A 25,092-nucleotide genomic window follows, 5' to 3' on the forward strand; every position below is an offset into this window, starting at 1 on the left:
TCCAAAGTAAAATGCAAAAAAAACGTAAATTTTTCACTCTTTTCAATAGCTTCTATTTCTTTATTGTAGATGCTTAAACAAAAAAAACCCAAGATGAAAAGTCTTGGGTTTTTATGAGTTTACTTCATTTGATAAAAATACATCACGCTAAAGATTTTGAAACCACTTCATAAACATCTTTAGAAAGATCTTCTGCAAGAATGCGTTCTAATTGTTGCTTCATTTGTACACTTAACTCTGGCTTAAGTTTTTTCCAGCGTGTTAGAGGGGTGCATAGTCGAGAGGCCAATTGCGGATTACGCTTGTTTAAAACAATAATCTGATCGGCTAAGAATTGGTAACCTGAACCATCTTTATGATGGAACCCTGAGGTATTTTGACCAAAGCCGCCCAATACGGAGCGAACTTTATTGGGGTTTTTCAAATCAAATGATGGATGCTCCATTAAAGCTTTCACAGCACCCAATGCATCATCGCTTTCTTGTGAGGCACTTAACATTAACCATTTATTGACGACAAGAGGCTCTGCTTTCCATTGTTCGTAGAAAGCGGTGAGCATATTTTGTGCACTTTTATGGTTGGTCTTCACCGCAATAGACAAGGCAGCAAACTGATCTGTCATGTTATCTGCTTGTTTAAATTGTTCAGCGACAGCCGTTTGCGCTCGTTGATCTGCTGATTCAGCCCAGTATGACAAAGCGGTATTTTTCAAAGAACGGTGGGCGATGTCTTGTGCATTGGCTTGATATTTACCCATGACAACATGTTTTTTATAGACATCAGCAAACTGAGCAGCCAAAGCATTGGCAATGGTTACTTTCAAGAAATGACGAGCCCCTTTGATTGCTTGAGGGTCAATAACCTCTGCCAGTTCTGACAAGTAAGCTTGGCTTGGTAGCTTGAGAATCAAAGCCACCATAGCAGGATCAAGCGTTTCGTCTTCTAGTAGTGCTTTAAAGCCCGCCACTAAATTTGAATCGATAGAGAAAGCGTCACCATTTTCGGCTTGCTGAATCAGTTGACTTAATTCATTCACCGCCAATTGCTGCGCTGCGCTCCAGCGATTAAAGCCATCACTGTCACAGGACAATAACAGAAGCAGTTGTTCTGTAGTGTACTCGTAGTGCAATTTCACTGGCGCAGAAAATGAACGCAGCAAGGATGGGATAGGTTTACTGTGTACACTCGTGAATTCAAACGTTTGCTCATTGTCTTTTAAGTGTAGAACGAAATCGTCTGAGCGCTCGTTGTGAAAATCAGCCGTTAATGCGTCACCCTGTTCACTTATTAAACCAACTCGAATTGGAATATGCAGAGAAAGCTTGGTTGGTTGAGCGGGGGTTGCTGGGGTATGTTGCTTAACCGTTAAACGATAGGTTTTCGTTTGTTCATCATATTCATCCGTAACCGTCACAACAGGTGTACCAGCTTGTGAGTACCAACGTTTAAATAGAGTTAAATCCACACCAGAGGCATCTTGCATAGCAGCAACGAAGTCGTCACATGTTACCGCTTGACCATCGTGACGTTCAAAGTATAAATCGGAGCCTTTGCGGAATGCTTCTTCACCTAACAAGGTATGGATCATACGAACAATTTCAGCGCCCTTTTCATAGACCGTCAAGGTATAGAAGTTTGAAATCTCAATGTAAGAAGAAGGGCGAACAGGATGCGCCATTGGACCGGCGTCTTCTGCAAACTGTGCCGTTTTCAGAAAAGATACATCTTCCACACGCTTTACTGTTTCAGAGTGCATATCCGATGAGAAGCTTTGATCACGGAAAACTGTAAAGCCCTCTTTTAAGCTTAACTGAAACCAATCACGACAAGTAACACGGTTACCAGACCAGTTGTGGAAATATTCATGGGCAACAACGGACTCCACGCGCAGAAAAGCATCATCAGTCGTGGTTTCTGGGCTGGCTAGTAAACAAGAAGAGTTAAAAATATTTAGCCCTTTATTTTCCATTGCCCCCATGTTGAAGTCATCTACCGCGACAATCATAAAAATATCCAGATCGTATTCACGGCCGTAAGTTTCTTCATCCCAACGCATGGAGCGCTTCAAGGCTTCCATAGCATAATTGACTTTATCAATATTATGGCGTTCAGTAAAAATTTGCAGTTTTATATCGCGTTTACTCTGCGTTGTGAACACATCATTTTTTACCGCTAGATCGCCTGCCACTAGGGCAAATAGGTAAGCCGGTTTTGGGAATGGGTCGTGCCATACAACGAAGGTTTTTCCTTCGTCTGTTTTTCCTCGTTCTGTTTCATTACCATTAGACAGCATCACAGGGTAACGAGTCTCATCGGCAATGATGGTGGTCGTGAAAACCGACATAACATCAGGGCGATCGAGATAATAGGTAATGTGACGGAAACCTTCTGCCTCACATTGTGTACAAAACATGGAGGAAGAACGGTATAAGCCTTCAAGACGTGTGTTGTTTTGTGGGTCGATTAATGTTTCGCAGGTAAGAACAAACTCATCAGCCGTTGCTGTAATAATCAGTTTGTCATCTACTAAACGATATTCTTCACTTGGGAGTGTGTAGCCATCCATTGCAACACCAATTAGCTTGATATCTTCCCCACCATCTAACACCAGCGGTTGAGTAGATTTACCACAGGCTGGGTTACGGCGCATATGCAAATGCGATGTAACGACGGTGTTTGTCTCATCAAGATCAAAGGTCAATTCGGTTTTATCGATAAGAAAAGGAGGAACCTTGTAGTCTTTCAATAATATTGCTGAGGGTTGACTCTCTTTCATGTACTCTCTCCTAAAATGAGAATGATGCTTGGTAACCAGTGTATTTACGAATATTAATGACGCCTGTATCGAGCATCCAATATTGACCTTTAATGCCCATTAATACCCCTTCTATGTCTGGGGTTTTATCGCCATTAAGACTGGTTACTTTTGTTGGGTAGTCTAAAACAGGGTAAGTGAATTGATGCGTTTCATTTTCATCAGACAAATCAGTAATCGATTGCAAACCGAATTCATTCTGTAATGCATCCAACCCTTCGTATAACAACCCGATTAAACGTTCTTGCTCATATTCTAAATCCAGTTCAGCGGCACTTCCTTTTAACATATTACGCCAATTGGTCTTATCGGCCACTTGGGTTTTGAATAAGGTTTCCACTAACCCTGACATTCGACGATTGTTGACACGAAACAAGGCCCTTGCCTGAGTTGCCCCTTGGTCAATCCAGCGGGTGGGCAATTGATCACCACGGGTAATGCCGACTTTTAATCCTGATGAGTTGGCAAGATAAACATAATGATCCTGCATACAATATTTTTCACCCCACTCAGGCTCACGACAAGTACCTAGATGAAAATGACATTTCTCTGGGCTCATGATACAGGTATCGCATGCAGCTAATTTTTTAAAACAAGGAAAGCAAAAGCCCTGGTTGAAGGACTTTTTGGTTTGTCGGCCGCAATGCACACAATGAATATCTCCGGAAAGACTCAATGATATTTTTTTCCCTAACAGGTCATTTAAGGCAACATTTTCATCCCCTAGGTTCAATGAATACTGAACTTGGCCAGAGGGAGCCGATACCGACATTTTTTTCAAATTACCCAGTAACATTAAACTTTACCCTTAGGGTCATTGTTTACCCATTTAACGGTTTCATGTTCATTGGTACTGGTTTTGCTATCGCAACCCGAATGTACGTTGCGATCAATATACCCTACCCGTCTTTCTTCTGGTTTATTGCTATAGTCATAGGTAATAACAGCTTGCAGACATAGTTCTTTTTGCTCTTCCGTTAAACGTACACCATTTGGCCATTTGCCTAATTCGACAGCTTGCTTCAAGCGAGCATAGACTTCTGGCGACATATTATCGATCATTTCTTTAAAATTCATCACACACTCTCATTGCCGCTAGAAGACACGGCCTTTATAAATAACATGCAAGCCAATATCAGATTGGCTTGACATTTTGAATCTGGCTAGCAAATTTATCATTGTCTTAATGGACGGTGTTTGGTTGTCACCCAGTAAAGAAGGCACAATGCTAATCCAGCAAATAAACCAATTGTATGAGCTGTATTGGCAATGCTACCTAACCCCAGTGACTCAGGAATTTGTGTATAACCGATTCCCAGCCAAACCATGAAAAAGATCATCAAGGGTTTGCTGACAATAACTGGCCAGTCTTTGCGTAGTATCGGCAACAGCCAAGCAAAGCCGATTAACCCGTAAACGACTCCTGATAACCCACCAAATAGAGGATTAGAATCAATTTCAAACTGCAATATGTTGCTGAATATCGCGATAACAATAACGCCTACTATCCAAGCAAGTGAACCAATCATTCGCTCTAGACGACGCCCCACATCCCAAACCCATAAAGCGTTAAAAACGATGTGCATGACACTAAAATGAATCAATGCCGGAGTCAGTAAACGCCAGTATTCCCCTTGAGCCAATACATTTTGTAGCGAAAAGAAGCGAATCTGACCACCAAAAACCGAGAAAGGAGAAATGGTAAAATACTGTACCATTGAAAGATCCGACCCAAGCTGAGTTATAAATGCCACGATGACTGCTGCTAACAACACCCCCACTGTAGCTGGAGCTGCTTTTATTTGTTCGACAATACTAGAAGATTGAGGAATGGGCTGATTAGGGTCTATTTCGACTTTATTTAGCATCTGGGGGTCGTTAAGCCACATTTTAACTAACTGGGAAGCGGGCTCTTGATGAGATGGATGGTTTACCCAAAGTTCGCTACGCCCATCATTGACAACAATTCTATGGGAGATTTTTAAGCGCCAAAGTGTTTGGCTTAATAGAGATGGGTCTTCGTTCGCTGAAAATTGATAGACTAGATACATGGTCTGGGTGACACCTCTTATCCTATTGTTAGATACAACGTTAAACAATCGCTACGATTTATAACTGGATTGCCAACCTAACTTGTCACGACATACATCGTAAAAGTCATGGGTTTTAGGGTGTATTAAACGAATGCCACCTTCTTTTTTCGTGATATGAATTTCATCCCCAGGTGCTGTTGTTATATTTAATTGACCATCACAGCTAACACTTGGATAAGTCAAATTTGTCTCACAAACAACGATTCGAATGCGGGCATTGGCATCAATAACAATCGGACGATTACTTAATGTATGTGGGTGCATAGGCACTAATACAAGTGCATCTAGCTTAGGCAGCATAATCGGACCACCTGCGGACAATGCATAGGCGGTAGAACCTGTTGGAGTAGCCACAATCAGACCATCTGATTTTTGATTCATAACAAACTGATCATCAATAAACAAATCAAAGCGGATCATACGCGCCGACTTACCTGGATGGAGTACTAAATCGTTTAACGCAATACCTTCCCCACTAGGTCTATTTTGGCGCTTTATCTTGGCCTCAATCATAAAACGCTTTTCTTCATAGTATTCACCACGAAAAATAGGATCCAACTCTTCTTTTAGCGTATGGGGTGAAATATCCGTTAAAAAACCTAACGTACCACGGTTAATACCAATAACAGGAATATCATAATTACAAATAGCTCTGGCTGCGCCAAGAAAACTACCATCGCCTCCTACCACCATAACCAAATCACATTCATTCCCCAGTTCCTTTAACGGAGAAGAAGCCACCTTAAGGCCGGGCATCATGGCGGCCAAGCCCCTTTCGAGCACAGGCTGTGAGCCCTTCTCTGCAAGGTACTCCATTAAACTTTTAACCGTCTCTAGGATTTGTGACTTATCTAATCGAGCAATTATGCCAACACGTCTAAAAAGACTCATTTAGTATTCTCTTTTTCATCTAATGGTGTCATTTATCTTATCTAGCAGGGTGTTTTATTTTGCTCTTTTTATATCCTGCGCGCCGCGCCACTTTAACATGAAGCAGGCTATTATCGCTATCTGGTGATTTATCTTGTTTTAGACGTAGCCACGCCATCCTTGCAACCCACCAGTATGAATTAGCAATGTTCGTCGATAGGGCCAGCCTCCTTTCTGCCATTGCTTCATAACATAAAAAAGGGTTTTGCAAGTATATATGGGATCCAACGGCAGGTCAGGATTCACCGCATTGCATTCGTCAATAAATTCCAGCAGAGGTCCACTGTGTTTGGCAAAACCACCCTCGTGGGCATCAGAGTGAAAAAACAATCGGCCATCTAAGTCTGATTCGCCTGTGGCGTTATACGTTGTCTTTAGCTTCTCCAACTGCCTCAATCTCAATGCCTGCGCTAAGATGTCAGCTCGTTGTTGCTCTGCTCCTTTTAGGGCACTGATAACATGCAAATCCACAGGCTGTGGATGGGATAATAGTCCAGCTGCTGTCGTGCCTGTTCCTGCAGACACCACCCAAGCATCATATTGATTACCTAGCGCTTCAATGCTTTTCGCCCAATCAAGACAGCCTTGGGCACCTAGAACACCACCTCCACCTTCAGGAATCCAGTAAACATCACCGTATAGCGCATTTATTTGCTTTACTACGTCCGCGTTCAAGCCACGTTTATAGTCGAATCTTAATGTGGGCCATAGCTCAACATTATTAGAAACCATGTCTCGTAATGTTAGCGTAAGCTGTGGATGAAGCTCTCCACGAATCACAGCAAGCGCTTTAAACGTTTGGTGAGTATGAAGCGTTTGAGCGAACGCATGAAGATGATTCGAGTATGGTCCGCCAAAAGTAGCAATGAACTTAGCTTGGCGTGTTTGAGCTTCTAACAGATGATATTTCAACTTATGCCACTTATTACCAGGCGCATAAGGGTGCTCAAGATCACCACGATAGACAAAGATCTGGCCTTGGCTAAGCGAACTTTGATAGCGCCTAGGTACGATAAAGGGTTGAATAATGGACAAAAAAAAGCCTCGATGGTTAGTCGAGGCGAATTCTAGCACATATTGAAGGGAGCAAAATAAGGGAATATTTCACTGCATTCGTATCCTTTGAGTCCAGCTCTTAAAATAAGTTCAACAATAAGATGAAGATAACAAAGAAATGTCCCTATGCGGGACATTTCTTTGTTAAAATTTTGTCAGTCATCATCAGCGGAGTAAAAGATACATGATCCCATCACTTTCTGAAGTCTCGCCCGTTCAGGCTAAATACCTCTCATTTATTGAGCGCCTGAAGGCTTCAGGATTTTCAGGGGACACCAATCCTGATTATGCCAACCGAATTGTCTTGTCAACGGACAACTCTATATACCAAGTCTTACCTCAAGGGGTTATTTACCCCAAAACAGCGGAAGATCTGCAATGTCTTGTTAAGCTGACTAACGAGGATACTTTTCACGATATTGTACTCAGCCCTCGTGGTGGTGGCACTGGCACAAATGGTCAATCCCTCACGGATGGCCTGATTGTTGATGTGTCTAAATACATGAATCGTATCCTTGAGATCAATGTGGAAGAAGGTTGGGCGCGAGTTGAAGCGGGAGTAGTAAAAGATCAGCTCAACAAAGCTATTAAACCTCATGGGTTATTTTTCGCGCCTGAATTGTCGACCAGTAACCGGGCCACGATCGGTGGCATGATCAATACTGACGCGAGTGGACAAGGCTCAGTAATGTATGGCAAAACGCGAGACCACGTATTGTCACTCAAAACGGTTCTTTTAGATGGTACATTACATGAGTCGGCTCCCATCAATGATGATAAATTAGAGAAAATTAAGTCTGGAAGCGATTACGTTGCCCATGCCCATCGGGTAATTGATTCGATCCAAAAAACGAAGCAGCAAGAGATTAGTGACACTTTCCCTGAATTAAATCGTTGTTTAACGGGTTACGACTTGGCCCACATCCGTACCGACGATGGAAAGTTTAATTTAAACTCAATTTTATGTGGCTCCGAAGGAACGTTAGGGTTTATTGTCGAAGCGAAAGTTAACTTGCTGCCAATTCCGACCTATGCGGCATTAGTCAACATCCGCTACGATAGCTTTGAAGGCTCCCTTCGTCACGCTCGTGAATTATTAGCGGCCAAACCGACCTCTATTGAAACGGTTGACTCAAAAGTACTGGGCTTAGCGAAGGGCGACATTATTTGGGGTTCTGTCTCTGAGTTCTTCCCTGAAAACGAAGACGAAAACATCCAAGGAATCAATCTTGTTGAATACACGGGAAATGATGAGCAAGAGGTTTCTAAGCGCATCAAAGTACTGACAGACAAGCTAGATAATGCGAATAAAGAAGGATCTGGCAGTAGTGCTCTAGGCTATACCGTTGCCATGGGGCATGACAACGTCAATAAACTTTGGGCAATGCGTAAAAAATCCGTTGGACTGCTAGGCAACGCCAAAGGGGAAAAACGTCCAATTCCGTTTGTCGAAGATACTGCCGTACCTCCGGAAAATCTCGCTGACTTTATCATGGAATTTCGTGCTGTCTTAGACAGTTATAAAGTTCAATATGGCATGTTTGGTCATGTTGATGCTGGGGTTTTACACGTTCGCCCCGCTCTGGACCTAAAAGACGAAGCCCAAGAACCGATGATTCGCGATATTACCGATAAAGTGGTCGCTTTAACGCAAAAGTATCATGGTTTACTCTGGGGTGAGCATGGCAAAGGGGTTCGCTCTGAATATTCGCCCTTCTTCTTTGGCGAGCTTTACCCCAGTATTCAACAAGTTAAAGGAGCCTTTGACCCGAGAAACCAACTCAACCCAGGCAAAATAGCCACACCATTTGAGCTTGGGGCAGACCTTCTGAAAATCGACGAAGTGCCGTTACGCGGTCAGTTTGATCGACAAATCCCTTTGCATAATCGAGATCAGTTTAAAGAAGGTATGTACTGTAATGGCAATGGCGCCTGTTACAACTTTGACCCTAATGATGCCATGTGCCCTTCTTGGAAAGGCACACGTGATCGTCGTCATTCACCAAAGGGGCGAGCCTCGCTAATGCGCGAATGGTTGCGCGGTATGAGTGAGCATGGTGTGGATACGTTAAAAGCAGGCAAAGAGGTAAAAAACAGTCGTTTCATATGGCAGTTTATTCCTCGCTTAAAAAATACGCTGGCTAAGCGTCGCGGGGAGTATGATTTTTCCAATGAAGTACACGAGTCCATGATGGGGTGTTTGGCATGTAAATCTTGTGTCGGACAATGTCCTATTAAGGTTGATGTGCCAGAATTTCGCGCCAAGTTCTTAGAGCTTTATTACAGTCGCTACCTACGTCCAATAAAGGACTATTTAATCGGCTCTCTTGAATTTATGATGCCAACGCTCTCTATGTTTCCACAGCCATATAATTGGCTTGTTAAAAACCGCTGGATTAATCAGCTAAGCAGTAAATACTTGGGCTTGACCGATAGCCCAGCACTGAGCGCGCTCAATCTTAAAAAAGAAATGTCTCGTCGAGGCATTCGCTTGGCTACGCCGATGGCCATCGAATCCCTCAGCCCTAAAGATAGAAAGCGTGCCGTCATCATTGTTCAGGACGCCTTTACCAGCTACTTTGAGACCGAACTGGTATTGGATATCATGGAAATGTTGACTCGCCTTGGCTTTCAAGCGTATCTTGCCCCTTACCTACCAAATGGTAAAACCCTGCATGTCCATGGTTTTATGAAAGCGTTTGAGAAAGCCGCCCGTAAAAATCTAGACATGTTGCAAAGTCTGTCATTTTACGGTTTGCCTTTTGTTGGCATTGATCCCTCAATGACCCTTACCTATCGATCAGAATACAGTAAAACCTTTGCTGATAGCCGACAAATCCCTACGATTCAACTTATGCAGGAGTGGCTGGCAGAGCAAGCCGTACATATACAAAACCAACCTCTTTCCGGTGATGGCAGCACCTATCACCTGATGACACACTGCACGGAAAAAACCAATGCCGCAGGATCAATCAAGAATTGGCAAGAGGTTTATAAGCTGCTTGGCTTGGAGCTAAAGGTTGAAAGTGTTGGCTGTTGCGGCATGGCTGGCACCTACGGTCATGAAGCCAATAATGTAGACACTTCTAAAGCCATCTATGAGTTATCTTGGAAAGACAAAATACATGACCCAGCCCTTGCCGGTAAACTGGTTGCAACTGGGTATTCTTGCCGGAGTCAGGCAAAACGTTTAGATGATGCAGCACTCCCCCATCCTGCGCAGATACTGTTGAAACACCTTAAACAATCGGCGGCTACCTCGTAAGATAAAACATATCATACGGATACCCTATTCGCACTTGCTAATCGAGCCTACTGATGTCTGGCTCGATTTATTTAAAAGGAAAACCATGAAATATCTTAATTTGTTACATGACAGTGCGGACGAGTTCGGCCCCATTCGTGTTTATGATGATGGAAAGTTTCGTATTTTATCTTTCGCTGACGGAGATGAGCAAAGCCGTATCAAATTGGCGACGCCTCATATATTACAACATGAGTACACGCAGGCCATGACGCTAACCTTACTGTTTTGTCAACAGCCCAAACGAGTTGGCATATTAGGTTTGGGAGGCGGAACCTTGTTAAGTGCGCTTTACCACGCTATACCCAGCATACAAATTACCGCAGTAGAACTTAGGGAAGAAGTGATTGAATCGGCCAAAATGTACTTCAAGTTACCACAAGGCAAACGCATTCAAATCGAACACGCTGATGCCCAAGAGTACATTAAAAAAGGCTTTAATAGAAAGGTCGATATTCTAATGACAGATCTCTATAACACTGATGACATGGAGCACGGTGTTTTACAAAAAAGCTTTATCGAGAACTGCGCACAACAGATCAAAGAAGACGGTTGGCTGGCCCTTAACTGTTGGATAAATCATAAAGATGATCCCCAGTTAGTATCGACACTAAAAGCCTCATTCGGCGATATTCGAGCACTGGATACAGGCAGTGGAAACTGGGTCGTACTAGCAGGCAAAATCAAGAACGAAATGAACAGCAAAGAGCTAAAAGCCATTGCTCAGAAAGTAAGCCAACAGCTTGGTTTCCCACTCAATAAGTGGCTATCTCGACTTTACACGATTGAATAACAATAACTTTTCGCTTTCTTATGCATGACACCCTAAATACAAACAGGACGCATGTGAGCGTCCTGTTTGTATTTCATGTAGAGGGCATTGTTTATGTAAACTAAGCTGGCAGAACACTGTCAACTAAGGCTTTCGCTTCTGTTTCCAGTTTCGCTAAATGCTCTTCTGAGATAAAGCTCTCCAAATAAATTTTATAAACATTTTCTGTTCCTGATGGGCGAGCAGCAAACCAGCCATTTTGTGTCGACACCTTCAAACCACCAATGGCGGCGTTATTCCCTGGGGCATGTGTCAGCACACTCGCAATCTCTTCACCTGCTAGCGTGGTTTGGGTAACGTCTTTTTTATCTAGCGCACCAAGAATTTTTTTCTGCTCAGGGGTAGCAACTACATCAATACGTTTGTAATAGGGTTTACCATACTTAGCCACTTGCTCTTCGTATAAGGTTTGTGGATCTTTGCCAGTCACCGCTAAAATCTCAGCCGCAAGCAGCGCCATAATAAAACCATCTTTGTCTGTCGTCCAAACCGATCCATCATGACGCAGGAAGGAAGCACCGGCACTTTCTTCTCCTCCGAACGCCATTGTGCCCTCAAATAGCCCTTCAACATACCACTTGAAACCGACCGGGACTTCACATAACTGGCGACCTAATCCCTCGACGACTCTATCTATCATGCCACTGGATACGAGGGTCTTACCAAACTGGATGTTCTTCGACCATGTCGGACGGTGGGAAGATAAATACTCAATCGCTACCGCCAAATAGGCATTTGGGTTCATCAACCCAAAACCGGCACAAACAATGCCGTGGCGGTCGTAATCAGGGTCATTACCCACGGCAATGTCAAAGTTATCTTTCAATTTCAGTAGGTTCTGCATGGAATAAGGTGATGAGCAATCCATACGAATTCGGCCATCCTTATCAAGAGACATAAAGCGGAATGTTGGATCCACCTCATTGTTCACAACAGTGATGTCTAATCCATACTTCTCCGCTAGAGGGCGCCAGAAATGAATGCCTGATCCTCCCATAGGATCGACGCCAATTTTAATGCCGGCCTTAGCAATCGCTGACATATCAATCACGTTTTCAAGGTCATCAACATAATGTTTGATGTAATCAAACTCTTCAACTAACCCTGAAGCCATTACTTCATTATTCGAAAAAAACTTCACATCGACAAGCTCGCCAGCCAACAGAGCATTTGCACGTTTGGCAATCCAATCGGTTATTTCTTTGTCGGCAGGCCCACCTTTTATGGAATTATATTTAAATCCACCGTCTTCTGGTGGGTTATGGGATGGGGTGATGACAATACCATCACTGCTATCTGATGGAGAGACTTTAATATTATGCGTCAAGATCGCATGAGAAATAACTGGTGTGGGAGTATATCCCCCACCTGTCTGCACCCGTACGCGAATACCATTTGCAGTTAAAACGCTGAGTGCCGTTTGATAGGCTGCTTCAGACAAGGCGTGAGTGTCTTTCCCTAAATACAACGGCCCTCCAATAGACTGATCTTTGCGATAATCCGCAATGGCTTGGCTAATGGCTAAAATATGATTCTCGTTAAAGCTTGACTGGAAAGCGCTACCACGATGTCCAGACGTGCCAAAACTCACCTGTTGAGATGAAAGCGAAACGTCTGGTTTTTTCATAAAATATGCCGTCATTAGCTCTGGAATATTTACCAATGAGCTCTGTTCAGCCAATTGCCCAGCACGTGGATGAATTCCCATGTCTCAAATGCCTCTTAAGAAAATGATACGAGTTAGTGTGTCTTATTATTATGACGGTTTCAACGACCATGCCAAGTGTTTTCCATGAAGACTCAATCACTTACTGAGATAATTGTGTTACAAAACACATTTAAAAATATCACGCAAAACATTATTTTCTAGCTTTCCACTAATCGAGACTTAAGCCATACTCAAGACAAAAAGGATGGTTTTGATCTATGATGAATAAAAACGCACTTATTCTCTCAGGTGGTGGTGCTCGTGCTGCTTACCAAGTTGGCGTGCTTTCCGCTATAGGTCGAATGGTTAAAAAAGGCAGCCCACTACCTTTTCCGATTCTTTGCGGCACCTCCGCTGGCGCTCTCAATGCCACCATGCTGGCCACCAATGCCGAAAACTTTACCAAAGCCGTTTCTAAGTTAGCCTTTGTCTGGCGTCATTTAACCCCTGATAAAATTTATACTATGGGACGCTGGCCGATTGCCACCTCTATTACTAAAACGCTCATTTCATTATTTCATACACAAAATCATGCAACACCGATTGCTTTGATGAACAATGGGTCATTAAAAGAGTTACTCGATAATTTTCTTGATTTTTCTAATATTGATACCGCTATTGCAAATAAAAATTTAATTGCACTGGCCGTCACAGCCATGAGCTATAGCACAGGAGAGTCGACTACCTTTATGCAGGGCTCGGATATGATTGAGCCTTGGCATGACAACAGGCGACGGGGTATTATTGATACCATTACCACTGAGCATTTGTTGGCGTCTAGCGCGATTCCTGGCATATTTCCCGCTCAGAAAGTTCAGGAGCACTTTTATGGAGATGGTGCTATAAGGCAAAAATCAGCGATTTACCCTGCTATTAAAATGGGCGCAAAAAAGCTTTTTATTATTGGTGTCAGTGGCAACCGCCGAGTAAACCAACAATCCGACCTCCCTGAAGAGTACTCAGCACCAAGTGTTGCACAAATATTGGGGCAGCTACTCAACAGTGCGTTTATCGACAACCTAGAGGATGATATTCATCAACTAGAGATTATGAATCAGTTAATTCAAGATATCCCAAAAGATAAACGTGAGCCTTACAACCTTCCTTCAGATACTCTGATCATTTCGCCATCAGAAGAAGTAAACAGTATCGCGGAACATTACATCGATACCTTACCCAAAAACATTCGAGTTCTTATCAAAGCAACAGGTGGATCTATTTCTCAAACAGCCAGCTCTGCAGCTAGCTATCTACTTTTCACACCGGAGTACTGTAAGGCTTTAATGGAACTTGGCTATAAGGATGCCATGCTCGAAAAGCACAATATTCTACATTTTTTTGAAGAAGATTAGTAAAGCTACCCATTAAACACGGGGTCACTCAATCATCTAACCATCTGAATGGGTATATAGCTAAAGCAAAACAAAAAAACCGCTCTAGTGAGCGGTTTTTTAATGCGGTATTTTAGAAAAGCTAAATCATAAGGTTAAGCGACGTAGGTCGCTAAGCAATGAGTTCAAGTAGGTCATAAACCGACCTGCATCGCCACCATTCACTGCTCTATGGTCATAAGACAAGCATAGAGGCAGCATAGTACGAGGTTCAAACTCTTTGCCATTCCAACGCGGTTCTATGTCCGCTTTAGAAACCCCGAGGATACCCACTTCAGGGGCATTCACGATAGGCGTAAATCCTGTTCCACCAATAGCACCAAGGCTAGAGATAGTGAAACAGCCGCCTTGCATATCAGCAGATTTAAGTTGCTTATTAAGCGCTTTCTTAATCAGCTCATTGGCTTCTTTAGCAATTTGAGTAACCGATTTTTTATCCGCATCACGTAATACAGGTACCACCAATCCAGCGGGTGAATCGACGGCAATACCAATATGCACATAATGCTTCTGCACATAGCTTTCGCCATCCGCCATCAAAGAGACATTAAATGCAGGGTTGGCAACCATTGCCTGAGCCACCGCTTTGATAAGGAATGGAAGTGGTGTCAATTTCACACCTTGTTTTTCCATCTCGCCTTTTAAGCCCTTACGGAAAGCTTCAAGATCAGTAATGTCTGCTTTATCAAACTGCGTTACATGGGGGACAACTAATGAGTTGCGAACCATGTTTTGTGCCGTCAACTTCTGGATTTTGCTCATCTTAACGACTTCAACATCGCCAAACTTGCTAAAGTCCATATCAGGTACCGTTGGCAGACCTGTTCCTGCTACTGCACCAGCAGCGGGAGCAGATGCTGCTTTTTGAACTGCAGCTTTAACATAAGCATGCAAATCTTCTTTGGTAATACGACCACGAGGGCCTGTAGCGCGAACAAGAGATAAATCTACGCCTAATTCACGGGCTAACATACGCACAGCAGGGCCTGCATGAACATTTTTAGCTGGTGAACTTAGTACGGCAGACTGGTCAGCAGAAGACGGTTTTGGTGCTTGTTGTTTCGCGGCTTCTTGTTTAGGTGCTTGTTCAGCTGATTTTGGTGCCGCAGCTTTAGGGGCTGGAGCGGCGGCTGAACCTTCCACTTCAAGCTCAAGAATAAGATCTCCTTCGGACACCTTATCGCCTTCTTTGATGGATACAGACTTAACGGTACCCGTTTTAGGCGCAGGAATGTCCATAGAAGCCTTATCTGTCTCAAGAACAATGATGGAATCACCCTCTTCGACTTTATCACCTGCAGTAACACTGACTTCAATCACATCAACATCGGTGGCTCCACCGATATCTGGTACATTAACAGACTCTACACCACCGCTTTGAGCGGGTTGTGAGCTTGTTTCTTGTGCTGGCGCTGCGTTTTCTTCAGACTTTTGCTCTGGCTCTGACTCTTCAGATTGCTCAGAGCTAGAGACGCCTTCGGCCATAATTACAAGAATGTCATCACCTTCGGATACCGTATCGCCTTCTTTAATGAGAAGTTTTGACACTTTACCACTTACTGATGCTGGAATATCCATAGACGCTTTGTCAGTTTCAAGAACAATGATCGAATCACCCTCTTGAACGTCATCGCCCTCGGCCACACACACTTCAATAACATCTACACCTGTTGCTCCACCAATGTCTGGTACAGACACGGTTTGCTCAGACGACGCCGTTTTGGCTGGTTTTTGGGTAGGTTTTTCTTCAGCAGCTGGCGCTTCTTCTTTTACTGGTGCTTCCTTCTTTGGCTCTTCAGAAGAGTCTTCATCACCTGCTTCGACTTCAAGCTCAAGAATGTCATCACCTTCAGAAACGGTGTCACCTTCTTTCACTTTAATAGAGGTGATTTTACCTGCTAGTGGAGAAGGCACGTCCATAGACGCTTTGTCAGTTTCTAATACAATAATAGATTGGTCGACTTCAATAATGTCACCAACCTTCACGCTGACTTCAATTATATCGACGTCAGTCGCACCACCAATATCCGGTACTCGAATGATTTCAGTACTCACGGAAATCTCCTTTGTCATATAGACGCATCAAACTGATTAACTTATCTGGCTCGAGGATCACTCAAACCAGATACCTAGCTTGTTATATAATTAGCAAGTGACAGGGTTTGGTTTTTCAGGGTCCAAACCAAATGTCTTAATGGCTTCGCTAACTACAGATGCATCGATTTCACCGTCTTTTACCAACGCACTTAGCGCTGAAACGACAACCCAGTAACGGTTAATTTCGAAGAAATGGCGTAATTTTGCACGCGTATCGCTTCGACCAAAACCGTCTGTACCAAGCACATTATAAGTGCCCTTAACAAATGGGCGAATTTGATCAGCAAATAATTTGATATGATCCGTTGAAGCAACAACTGGACCATTATCTGCCAAACACGTTTCAACGTAAGACTGGCGCTGCTCACTTTCAGGGTGAAGCATGTTCCAACGACTTACATCAAGACCCTCACGACGAAGCTCGTTGAATGAAGTGACACTCCAAACATCCGAGTTCACACCGTAATCTTCAAGAAGAATTTCTGCTGCCGCTTCCACTTCACGCAGAATGACACCTGAACCAAGTAGTTGTACTTGTTTCTTATTGCCTTTCTTCTGATGAGTATGAAGCTTATACATACCTTTTAGGATGCCTTCTTCAACACCTTCAGGCATATCTTCATGGGCATAGTTTTCGTTCATTACTGTTAAGTAATAGAAAACACTCTCTTTCTCTTTATACATACGACGCAGGCCATCTTGGACAATAACAGCCACTTCGTATGAGTAAGTAGGATCGTAAGAAACACAGTTCGGAATCAAACCAGCCTGAATATGAGAATGACCATCTTCGTGCTGTAAGCCTTCACCGTTTAATGTTGTACGACCTGCTGTAGCACCAATCAAGAAACCACGCGCCTGTGAGTCCCCTGCTGCCCAAGCTAGATCACCAATTCGTTGGAAACCAAACATTGAGTAGTAGACATACACAGGAATCATTGGCAGATTGCTGTTGCTATAAGAGGTTGCCAATGCAAGCCATGCAGAGAATGCGCCTGGCTCATTGATCCCTTCTTGAAGGATCTGACCTTTCGCATCTTCTTTGTAATACATGATTTGCGTATGGTCATGTGGCGTATAACGCTGACCTTCAGATGAATAAATACCCAACTGGCGGAACATACCTTCCATACCAAAAGTACGTGCTTCATCTGCAACGATGGGGACTACCCGCTCACCGATATTCTTGTCTTTAACCATGACGTTAAGAGCACGAACAAAGGCCATGGTTGTCGAGATTTCACGGCCTTTTGTGCCCGCGATTTGAGACTTGAATGCTTCTAATGATGGCACTTCAAGCGCTTCGCAATCTCGACGACGTACAGGGAAGTCGCCATGAAGCTCTTTACGACGTGAGCGTAAATACTTCATTTCTGGGCTGTCTTCCGCTGGGCGGTAGTAAGGCAAATCTTTTAGTTCTTCATCGCTAATAGGGATGCCAAACTTGTCACGGAACTGTGCTAAAGACTCTTCATCCAGTTTCTTCGTCTGGTGAGCTGTGTTTTGCGCTTCAGCCGCTTTAAACATACCGTAACCTTTGACAGTTTGAGCCAAGATAACAGTAGGTTGACCTTTATGAGAGGTTGCTTCCGCATAAGCGGCGTAGACTTTATAAGGGTCATGACCACCACGATTAAGGTTCATGATGTCATCATCAGACATATCCTTAACCATTTCGAGCAGTTCTGGGTATTTGCCAAAGAAGTGTTCACGAGTGTAGGCACCACCGTTGGCTTTGTAGTTCTGAAGCTCGCCATCGCAAACCTCATTCATACGTTTAACCAATAAACCTTTGTCGTCTTTTTCGAATAATGGATCCCAATGACGGCCCCATAGACATTTGACAACGTTCCAGCCAGCGCCACGGAAAACACCTTCTAACTCTTGTACGATTTTACCATTACCGCGAACTGGACCATCAAGACGTTGAAGGTTGCAGTTAATAACGAAAATCAAGTTGTCTAGTTTTTCACGTCCAGCAAGAGCGATAGCACCCAGAGATTCTGGTTCGTCACACTCACCATCTCCCAAGAATGCCCAAACTTTACGATCGCCTTGATCAATCAAGCCACGGCTATGTTGATACTTCATAACGTGCGCTTGATAAATCGCCTGTATTGGTCCTAGTCCCATGGACACAGTTGGAAACTGCCAGTAATCAGGCATCAACCATGGGTGAGGATAAGAAGAAAGACCTTTACCATCCACTTCGCGGCGGAAATTATCCAATTGCTCATCCGTTAAACGCCCTTCTATATAAGAGCGAGCATAGATGCCCGGTGAAATATGGCCTTGGAAAAAAACCATATCCGCTTCCTGCTTACCATCAGCACCACGGAAAAAGTGGTTAAAGCCAATGTCATAAAGCGTTGCGGCAGAAGAGAAACTGGTGATATGACCACCAAGAGTTGAATCCTGACGATTCGCTTTCATTACCATTGCCAATGCATTCCAACGAATTATGGAACGAATACGACGCTCCATAAATAAATCTCCCGGCAATGTCTTCTCATTTTGAGGAGCAATTGTGTTTCGGTAAGACGTTGTAATGGAGGCTGGCATTGGTGTGCCTGCTTTCGCAGCCTCTTTTGTTAAACGATCCAAGATGTATTGTGCGCGCTCTGGTCCTTCTTCTCGAAGGACAGACTCGATTGCATCAACCCATTCTTTAGTTTCGATCGGATCGATATCTTCGAGGATATGCTGCTCCGTCATAGTGTTAATAACCCCCGCTATTAGGACAGATCTTCAACCTACCAAGGATTTTATTGGTTAACCTTGGAGGCTACTTAAACGAACCCGCGAAATTTATAGCAATATCGCGACCAAAACCAGCCTGCATAAGAAAAACGATGTCTTACTTTCGTAATGAAGGCATCGTTTTTCCATTTATCTAAAATCGGTATTTATTATTTTTGGAGACACTACCTATGCTTTTCGATCACCAAAAAATTTGCTGAGTTCGTTTCCAAATAGACTTGTTTTTCAAGTCTGGTGTTCGCTTTTCGTGGACATTATGTCTCGTTGTTCAAGACACCATAAAAAGCATAAAATTCTTGCCAGCAACTAATGTAATGAGCAACATTTGTCTCTCAAATACGGTTGCCAGTTCGAGAAACCGTCTTAGTGATAAGACGATTTCGAGGTTCTGATTTTCTATAAACACTTCAAAATCAACCGTTAGGTTAACACTGAATGCTAAAATAGCCTAGAGTGTTGAGTGCATATCGGCGTCAGATACCCCATAAAAACACGTAATTCAACAAGGCTAAATCAATACTTGAGCACAAAAAAACAAGCTCAGACCTTTAAAATCAACATATTTATCGTTAACATTCACTCAAGACATCCTAGCCATAAATATTATGAATTTTAGTGCTAATTGCTTATTTTTTAAACTTAAATACCCCTCTTATAGGATATTTAAACAGTAAATAGATACAACGATGACTATGTTTACGTATCAAGCAGACTGTCAGTAAGGGTCAAAAATAGTGTGTTGAGGCATTTTTTAAAACCGCAAACTGGCTCCCCCAGATGGAAATCAGTGCTATATACTCCTTACTCATAAATAATTCAACGGTAAAGACAATCTGTAGTAGCACATAAGACCTGTATAATCATCATCACTGACGTGCTCGTTTGATGGCGCTACAATAGCAATAGTGATTTTCATCAAAGCTTTTTATTTAAGGAAATAATATGACACCCTTTACTGCGGATTTGAAAGAACACATTCAATCCAGCATTGCTTTCTCTCTGAAAGAAGACATCGGCTCAGGTGACATCACCGCCCTACTTATTCCTGATGATCAGGAAATTACCGCTTCCGTTATTTCTAGAGAACCCGCAGTCTTATGTGGACAGGCTTGGGTTGAAGAAGTGTTTCATCAGCTAGGACAAAACATCTCACTCACATGGCATAACAAAGAAGGGGATTTTTTAGAGCCTAATCAGCCTTTTCTGACATTAAAGGGGCACGCCAGAACCATCCTGACAGGTGAAAGAGTTGCCCTCAACTATCTACAAACCTTATCTTATACAGCCACTATCTCTCGACAATATGCTCAAGATGTCTCAGCAACCAACCTCACTATTTTAGATACTCGCAAAACCCTCCCAGGTCTTCGCTTAGCCCAAAAACATGCTGTAAGAGTTGGTGGTAGTAGCAATCATCGTATTGGTTTATACGATGCCTTTTTGATAAAGGAAAACCATATCATGGCCGCTGGTTCAATTGCGAACGCCGTCACTATGGCCAAAAAGATTGCTCCTGGTAAAACTATTGAAGTTGAAACAGAAAATTTAGCTGAGGTTGCAATGGCTGTAGAGTCAGGTGCCGATATCATCATGCTTGATAATTTTTCTTATGAAGATATGGCTACTGCTGTCGAGCAGCACAAAGGTAAAGTGAAATTTGAAGCGTCTGGTAATATGGATCAAGACAAATTGATGATGGTCGCCAAAACGGGGGTTGACTACGTTTCCATTGGTGCCATAACCAAACATGTGCAAGCAATCGATCTTTCTTTACGAGTACATCAGGAGTAACCATGACAGACAGCATTTTAGTAATTAATTGTGGCAGCTCTTCACTTAAATTTGCCATTCTGTCTAATGCTGGACAAACGTTAATAGTAGAAGGCATTGCCGAGCGGTTAGGATCTGATGATAGTTCTATTAGCTTTAAATTTGAGGGCCAAAAAACTGAAATAGAGCTAAAAGACAGTAGTCATAAGCAAGCTGTCACCCAGATTAAATATTGGCTAGAAAAGCACCCTTACATCCAAAAAAACTTAGTGGGCATTGGGCATCGTGTGGTACATGGTGGTGAAACCTTTACCCAATCGGCTCTGATCGACCAAAGCGTCATTCAGGGTATTGCTGATTGCTCTCAATTTGCACCGCTTCACACCGCAGCACATGTAACAGGCATCGAAGTGGCATTGCAAATTTTTCCTGGGCTGCCTCAAGTCGCTGTATTTGACACGGCCTTTCACCAGACACTTGAACCTGAGCAATACCTTTACCCAATTCCAATGGCAATGTATCGAGATCATCATTTTCGAAAATATGGCTTCCATGGTACAAGCTATCGCTATATCAGCCAACGTCTAGCTGAGCTGGATCCTAAAAGTCAGCGGCAAGGGGTTCTGGTTGCCCATTTGGGGAATGGCGCTAGTACCTGCGCAATCAATAAAGGAAAGTCATCGGACACCAGCATGGGGATTACCCCCTTGGAAGGTCTCATGATGGGGACACGCTGCGGAAGCTTGGACCCCAGTTTGACTTCCTTTATTAGTAAGGCAGAACACATATCGTGCGATGAAGCGCTTGATATTTTAAATAAAAAAAGTGGCTTGTTAGGTATTTCGGAGCTTTCTAATGACTGTCGTACACTGGAAGAAGCGATGGTTTCTGGTGATAGTCGTGCCAAACTTGCGCTGGATATGTTTGCATCACGGACGGCCAAGTATCTGGCAAGCGTGGCAACGACATTAGAAAGTATTGATCACCTAGTTTTTACTGGAGGCATCGGTGAAAATTCATCTTATTTGCGGCATGTCATTTGTCAGCACTTAAAAGCACTTAATATTTCCATTCACGAAGATAAAAACAATAATGCGCCTCGTGGTATAGCCAGTGAAATACATGCGGATCATAGCAATACAAAGGTATGGATCATTCCAACCAACGAAGAATTAGTGATCGCGCTTGATACCATTAGCCTAATTAACCACTAACAATTATTGCGTTATACGCAAATACAGGAACTGAAGTTATGTCAACTAACGTATTGATGACAGTACCAACGGGACCAGGTGTTGGTTTGACATCTGTCTCTGTCGGGTTAGTCAGAGCCTTAGAGCAACAAGGCTTGAAAGCCAGTTTTTTTAAACCAATTGCTCAGCCTCATCCCGGTGATAGCGGTCCTGATAAATCCACCGCTATGGTCGCTCAAGGCTCGACGCTCAGTCCCGCCGAGCCTATCCCGCTTCACGAGGCTGAACGCTATCTTTACAATGATAATATTGAAGAACTAATGGAAGAAGTCGTCGGCCGCTTCCAAGCAAGCGTTGAACCCGACTCTACCGTTATCGTCGAAGGGCTTGCCCAGATTCCTGGTCATCCGTATGCAACCCGTTTAAACAAAGCCATAGCACGGACTCTGGACGCAGGGCTTGTTCTAGTGACGGCGCCAAATAATATGCGTGTTAATGAATTGGAACACCATGTCGAAATTGCCGCTGGCTCTTACGGGGGCATTAAAGCGCCTGATGTAATTGGCTGTATTCTCAACAAGACAATCCCAGGGTCATTGGGAGTAAAATCTTACGGTGATTTGTTTGCTCAACGGGCTATTTTTAAACGTAACTTCAGCCTGCTTGGTCAAATTCCCGTTTCAGATGAATTAACCTACCCTCGAGTAAAAGATGTTGCCGACTTTTTGGAAGCCAAAATAGTCAATGCCGGAGATATAGAAACTCGACGTGTTCAGTCGTACACTTTATGTGCACGTGGTGTTGAAAACATGCTAGAAGCGCTAAAACCTGGTGTGTTGGTTTTTACTCCTGGTGATCGTACGGATATCATTATGGCGACAGCCATTGCCGCACTGAACGATACAAAAATTGCTGCCCTTGTACTAACGGGTGGTTATCAGCCAAGTGAAGCCTTAATGACATTATGTGGTAAGGCTATGGCGAAGGGGTTGCCCGTTTTGTCTGTTGATTCCAACAGTTGGGAAACAGCCATCACGATGCAATCGTTCAATCAAGAGATACCTCTTGATGATAAAGAGCGTATTCTTACCGTAAAAGAACATATTGCCCGCTGTATTGACCATGACTGGATTAATTCGTTTGCAATGAATCAAGATGAGCGCAAACTCTCCCCTCCTGCGTTCCGTTACCGCTTAATTGAACAAGCACGCTCACTGAATAAGCGCATTATTCTTCCTGAGGGCGAAGAAATTCGTACCATCCAAGCGGCATCAATTTGTGCTGAACGGGGAATTGCTCGTTGCACTCTGCTTGGCAACGAAGCTGAAATTATACGTATTGCACAAAACAATGGTGTAGAGCTGAGTCATGGTGTTGAAATCCTCGACCCTTCAAGCATCCGTGAACGTTATGTCGCACCGATGGTTGAGCTTAGAAAGCACCGCGGCTTAACCGACATTGTTGCCCGCGAGCAATTGGAAGACAACGTTGTTCTAGGAACTATGATGCTGCAAACCAATGATGTCGATGGCTTAGTTTCTGGAGCTATTCACACTACTGCTAATACGATTCGCCCCGCCCTTCAGCTAGTGAAAACCTCCCCCAACGCCTCACTCGTTTCTTCTGTCTTTTTTATGTGTTTACCTGATCAGGTATTGGTCTATGGCGATTGTGCGATCAACCCTGATCCAACCGCAGAACAATTGGCTGAAATTGCTATTCAAAGTGCCGACTCAGCTACGGCTTTTGGTATTGCTCCGAAAGTGGCCATGATCAGCTACAGTACTGGCGGATCAGGCAGTGGTAACGATGTAGACAAAGTACGTGAAGCAACAGCCATTGCCCAACAGCGTCGTCCAGATCTATTGATTGATGGCCCTCTCCAATATGACGCTGCCATTATGGAAAAAGTTGCAAAACAAAAAGCGCCTGATAGTAGAGTCGCGGGTAAAGCAACTGTATTTATTTTCCCAGACTTAAATACGGGTAATACGACTTATAAAGCAGTACAACGGAGCGCCGAGGTAGTGAGTATTGGCCCAATGCTTCAAGGCATTCGTAAGCCAGTTAACGACCTCTCTCGTGGTGCTTTGGTTGATGATATTGTTTATACAATTGCTATTACTGCGATTCAAGCAGGACAGGCAGAAGTTTTAGCGGCTAAAGCTAACAAACCGTAAGCCAACATTATCGGCTAAAGATCAAGCAGCAGGGCTATATGCCCTGCTTTTTATTGGACATTTTTTAACCTATGTCGTATTCTAAATACTGTCAACGGGTACTGTTTGTAGGTCAATATTCATGTCTGGCAGCCTTCCTCATGCCATCTCAAGTCATACTATGATGAACAACCCATCATCAGGCTATTCTGCGTTTGACCAGCGCCACGATGATAGTAATGATCAAACCTCCCTTAATGCAGTCAATGCTAAAGCCTCCAGTGATTTTGTGATTCGACTGTCCGAACAAGGACAAGCTTTGTCTCAAAACCGTGATAAAGAGTCCGATCGTGTCAACGAGAAAGCCAGTGACGACAAAGAACAACAAAAAGAAGGGGCGACTAAAAAGGCGCTTGATCAGGACAACGACTTAACGCCAGAAGAAGAAAAACAAGTAGAGGAACTAAAACGGCGAGACCAAGAAGTAAGAGTTCATGAACAAGCTCATGCTTCTGTTGGCGGGGTTAAAACAGGCTCTCCTTCTTACACTTACACCCAAGGTCCTGACGGTAAGCGATACATCACAGATGGCGAAGTCTCTATCATCGTTAATCCGACGTCTGACGATCCTGAAAAAACCATTTCTGATATGGAACAGGTGTATCGTGCCGCTTTGGCTCCTGCCGAACCCTCCAGTGCTGATAGGAAAGCGGCAGCTGAAGCACAGGCTATTATCCAGCAAGCGAGACAACAACTTGCTAAGCAGCAGCAGGAAAAGCTTTCCACTCCAAATAGCCACCTAGCTGATTCGAATGTAAATAACACGCGCAATCAGACAGATGCTACAGAGGTTTCCCAAACCCTCTCATCGCAAATAGATACTACCTCCAGCGTGCAAAATAGTAGGTCCAATGCGTATAAAGACGGCATCAGCCGAAGGGGTGATTTTTTAAATCAGATCGTTTAAGGTATTGGGACAAAAAA

At 43.5% G+C, this 25,092-nt stretch carries 16 protein-coding genes; 7 read left to right on the plus strand and 9 right to left on the minus strand.

Annotated features, from left to right (window positions below; translation table 11 throughout):
- Positions 1–142 precede the first annotated feature (142 nt).
- The 6 genes from pepN to MSP8886_RS15305 all read right to left on the minus strand — a co-directional run bounded on the left by pepN (position 143) and on the right by MSP8886_RS15305 (position 6,873).
- Positions 143–2,776, minus strand: a complete 2,634-nt coding sequence (gene pepN / locus MSP8886_RS15280) for an aminopeptidase N (protein WP_067017986.1) — start codon at positions 2,774–2,776, stop codon at positions 143–145.
- Positions 2,777–2,786: 10 nt separating this feature from the next.
- A complete protein-coding gene (locus MSP8886_RS15285) occupies positions 2,787–3,611 on the minus strand; it encodes a DUF2797 domain-containing protein (RefSeq protein WP_067017988.1) in 825 nt (274 codons plus the stop codon).
- Positions 3,611–3,892: a YeaC family protein gene (locus MSP8886_RS15290; protein WP_067017990.1), complete on the minus strand. Its 282-nt coding sequence runs from the start codon at positions 3,890–3,892 to the stop codon at positions 3,611–3,613. Before MSP8886_RS15290 ends, MSP8886_RS15285 begins: the two co-directional genes overlap by 1 nt.
- Positions 3,893–3,990: 98 nt before the next feature.
- Positions 3,991–4,866: a rhomboid family intramembrane serine protease gene (locus MSP8886_RS15295; protein ID WP_067017992.1), complete on the minus strand. Its 876-nt coding sequence runs from the start codon at positions 4,864–4,866 to the stop codon at positions 3,991–3,993.
- Between the two features lie 51 nt (positions 4,867–4,917).
- The gene (locus MSP8886_RS15300) at positions 4,918–5,799 is read right to left on the minus strand and encodes an NAD(+) kinase (RefSeq protein WP_067017994.1); all 882 of its coding nucleotides are present in this window, start codon (positions 5,797–5,799) and stop codon (positions 4,918–4,920) included.
- Between the two features lie 138 nt (positions 5,800–5,937).
- Complete coding sequence (locus MSP8886_RS15305) at positions 5,938–6,873, minus strand: 1-aminocyclopropane-1-carboxylate deaminase/D-cysteine desulfhydrase (RefSeq protein WP_067017996.1); 936 nt, start codon at positions 6,871–6,873, stop codon at positions 5,938–5,940.
- 205 nt (positions 6,874–7,078) lie between these two features.
- Between MSP8886_RS15305 and ydiJ the strand changes: the two genes are divergently transcribed.
- On the plus strand, positions 7,079–10,159 hold the full coding sequence (ydiJ, locus tag MSP8886_RS15310) for a D-2-hydroxyglutarate dehydrogenase YdiJ (RefSeq protein ID WP_067017998.1): 3,081 nt from the start codon (positions 7,079–7,081) through the stop codon (positions 10,157–10,159).
- An 85-nt stretch (positions 10,160–10,244) separates the two neighbouring features.
- The gene (locus MSP8886_RS15315) at positions 10,245–10,991 is read left to right on the plus strand and encodes a spermidine synthase (protein ID WP_067018000.1); all 747 of its coding nucleotides are present in this window, start codon (positions 10,245–10,247) and stop codon (positions 10,989–10,991) included.
- Positions 10,992–11,091: 100 nt separating this feature from the next.
- Here the strand turns inward: MSP8886_RS15315 and pgm are convergent, their stop codons facing one another.
- Entirely contained in the window at positions 11,092–12,738 is a 1,647-nt protein-coding gene (gene pgm, locus MSP8886_RS15320; RefSeq protein WP_067018002.1) for a phosphoglucomutase (alpha-D-glucose-1,6-bisphosphate-dependent), read from the minus strand.
- A 218-nt stretch (positions 12,739–12,956) separates the two neighbouring features.
- Here pgm and MSP8886_RS15325 point away from each other — a divergent pair, with 218 nt between their 5' ends.
- Complete coding sequence (locus tag MSP8886_RS15325; protein ID WP_083200979.1) at positions 12,957–14,090, plus strand: patatin-like phospholipase family protein; 1,134 nt, start codon at positions 12,957–12,959, stop codon at positions 14,088–14,090.
- Between the two features lie 126 nt (positions 14,091–14,216).
- On the opposite strand, the gene aceF is transcribed toward MSP8886_RS15325, so the two are convergent.
- Entirely contained in the window at positions 14,217–16,184 is a 1,968-nt protein-coding gene (gene aceF, locus MSP8886_RS15330) for a pyruvate dehydrogenase complex dihydrolipoyllysine-residue acetyltransferase (protein ID WP_067018004.1), read from the minus strand.
- Between the two features lie 90 nt (positions 16,185–16,274).
- The gene (gene aceE / locus MSP8886_RS15335; protein WP_067018006.1) at positions 16,275–18,941 is read right to left on the minus strand and encodes a pyruvate dehydrogenase (acetyl-transferring), homodimeric type; all 2,667 of its coding nucleotides are present in this window, start codon (positions 18,939–18,941) and stop codon (positions 16,275–16,277) included.
- Between the two features lie 987 nt (positions 18,942–19,928).
- On the opposite strand from aceE, the gene nadC reads away from it, so the two are divergent.
- The 4 genes from nadC to MSP8886_RS15355 all read left to right on the plus strand — a co-directional run bounded on the left by nadC (position 19,929) and on the right by MSP8886_RS15355 (position 25,075).
- Complete coding sequence (gene nadC / locus MSP8886_RS15340; RefSeq protein WP_067018008.1) at positions 19,929–20,777, plus strand: carboxylating nicotinate-nucleotide diphosphorylase; 849 nt, start codon at positions 19,929–19,931, stop codon at positions 20,775–20,777.
- A 2-nt stretch (positions 20,778–20,779) separates the two neighbouring features.
- Complete coding sequence (locus MSP8886_RS15345) at positions 20,780–21,970, plus strand: acetate/propionate family kinase (protein ID WP_067018010.1); 1,191 nt, start codon at positions 20,780–20,782, stop codon at positions 21,968–21,970.
- A gap of 38 nt (positions 21,971–22,008) precedes the next feature.
- The gene (pta, locus tag MSP8886_RS15350; protein WP_067018012.1) at positions 22,009–24,129 is read left to right on the plus strand and encodes a phosphate acetyltransferase; all 2,121 of its coding nucleotides are present in this window, start codon (positions 22,009–22,011) and stop codon (positions 24,127–24,129) included.
- Positions 24,130–24,250: 121 nt separating this feature from the next.
- A complete protein-coding gene (locus MSP8886_RS15355; RefSeq protein ID WP_067018014.1) occupies positions 24,251–25,075 on the plus strand; it encodes a putative metalloprotease CJM1_0395 family protein in 825 nt (274 codons plus the stop codon).
- Positions 25,076–25,092 lie beyond the last annotated feature (17 nt).

The organism is Marinomonas spartinae (assembly GCF_900089775.1).
Taxonomy (GTDB): Bacteria; Pseudomonadota; Gammaproteobacteria; order Pseudomonadales; family Marinomonadaceae; genus Marinomonas; species Marinomonas spartinae.

What these genes read in the sequence shown, in the direction of transcription:
- pepN (WP_067017986.1), bottom strand. Translation starts at nt 2,776, where the DNA reads ATGAAAGAGAGTCAACCCTCAGCAATATTATTGAAAGACTACAAGGTT.
- MSP8886_RS15285 (WP_067017988.1), bottom strand. Translation starts at nt 3,611, where the DNA reads ATGTTACTGGGTAATTTGAAAAAAATGTCGGTATCGGCTCCCTCTGGC.
- MSP8886_RS15290 (WP_067017990.1), bottom strand. Translation starts at nt 3,892, where the DNA reads ATGAATTTTAAAGAAATGATCGATAATATGTCGCCAGAAGTCTATGCT.
- MSP8886_RS15295 (WP_067017992.1), bottom strand. Translation starts at nt 4,866, where the DNA reads ATGTATCTAGTCTATCAATTTTCAGCGAACGAAGACCCATCTCTATTA.
- MSP8886_RS15300 (WP_067017994.1), bottom strand. Translation starts at nt 5,799, where the DNA reads ATGAGTCTTTTTAGACGTGTTGGCATAATTGCTCGATTAGATAAGTCA.
- ydiJ (WP_067017998.1), top strand. Translation starts at nt 7,079, where the DNA reads ATGATCCCATCACTTTCTGAAGTCTCGCCCGTTCAGGCTAAATACCTC.
- MSP8886_RS15315 (WP_067018000.1), top strand. Translation starts at nt 10,245, where the DNA reads ATGAAATATCTTAATTTGTTACATGACAGTGCGGACGAGTTCGGCCCC.
- pgm (WP_067018002.1), bottom strand. Translation starts at nt 12,738, where the DNA reads ATGGGAATTCATCCACGTGCTGGGCAATTGGCTGAACAGAGCTCATTG.
- MSP8886_RS15325 (WP_083200979.1), top strand. Translation starts at nt 12,957, where the DNA reads ATGATGAATAAAAACGCACTTATTCTCTCAGGTGGTGGTGCTCGTGCT.
- aceE (WP_067018006.1), bottom strand. Translation starts at nt 18,941, where the DNA reads ATGACGGAGCAGCATATCCTCGAAGATATCGATCCGATCGAAACTAAA.
- nadC (WP_067018008.1), top strand. Translation starts at nt 19,929, where the DNA reads ATGACACCCTTTACTGCGGATTTGAAAGAACACATTCAATCCAGCATT.
- MSP8886_RS15345 (WP_067018010.1), top strand. Translation starts at nt 20,780, where the DNA reads ATGACAGACAGCATTTTAGTAATTAATTGTGGCAGCTCTTCACTTAAA.
- pta (WP_067018012.1), top strand. Translation starts at nt 22,009, where the DNA reads ATGTCAACTAACGTATTGATGACAGTACCAACGGGACCAGGTGTTGGT.
- MSP8886_RS15355 (WP_067018014.1), top strand. Translation starts at nt 24,251, where the DNA reads ATGTCTGGCAGCCTTCCTCATGCCATCTCAAGTCATACTATGATGAAC.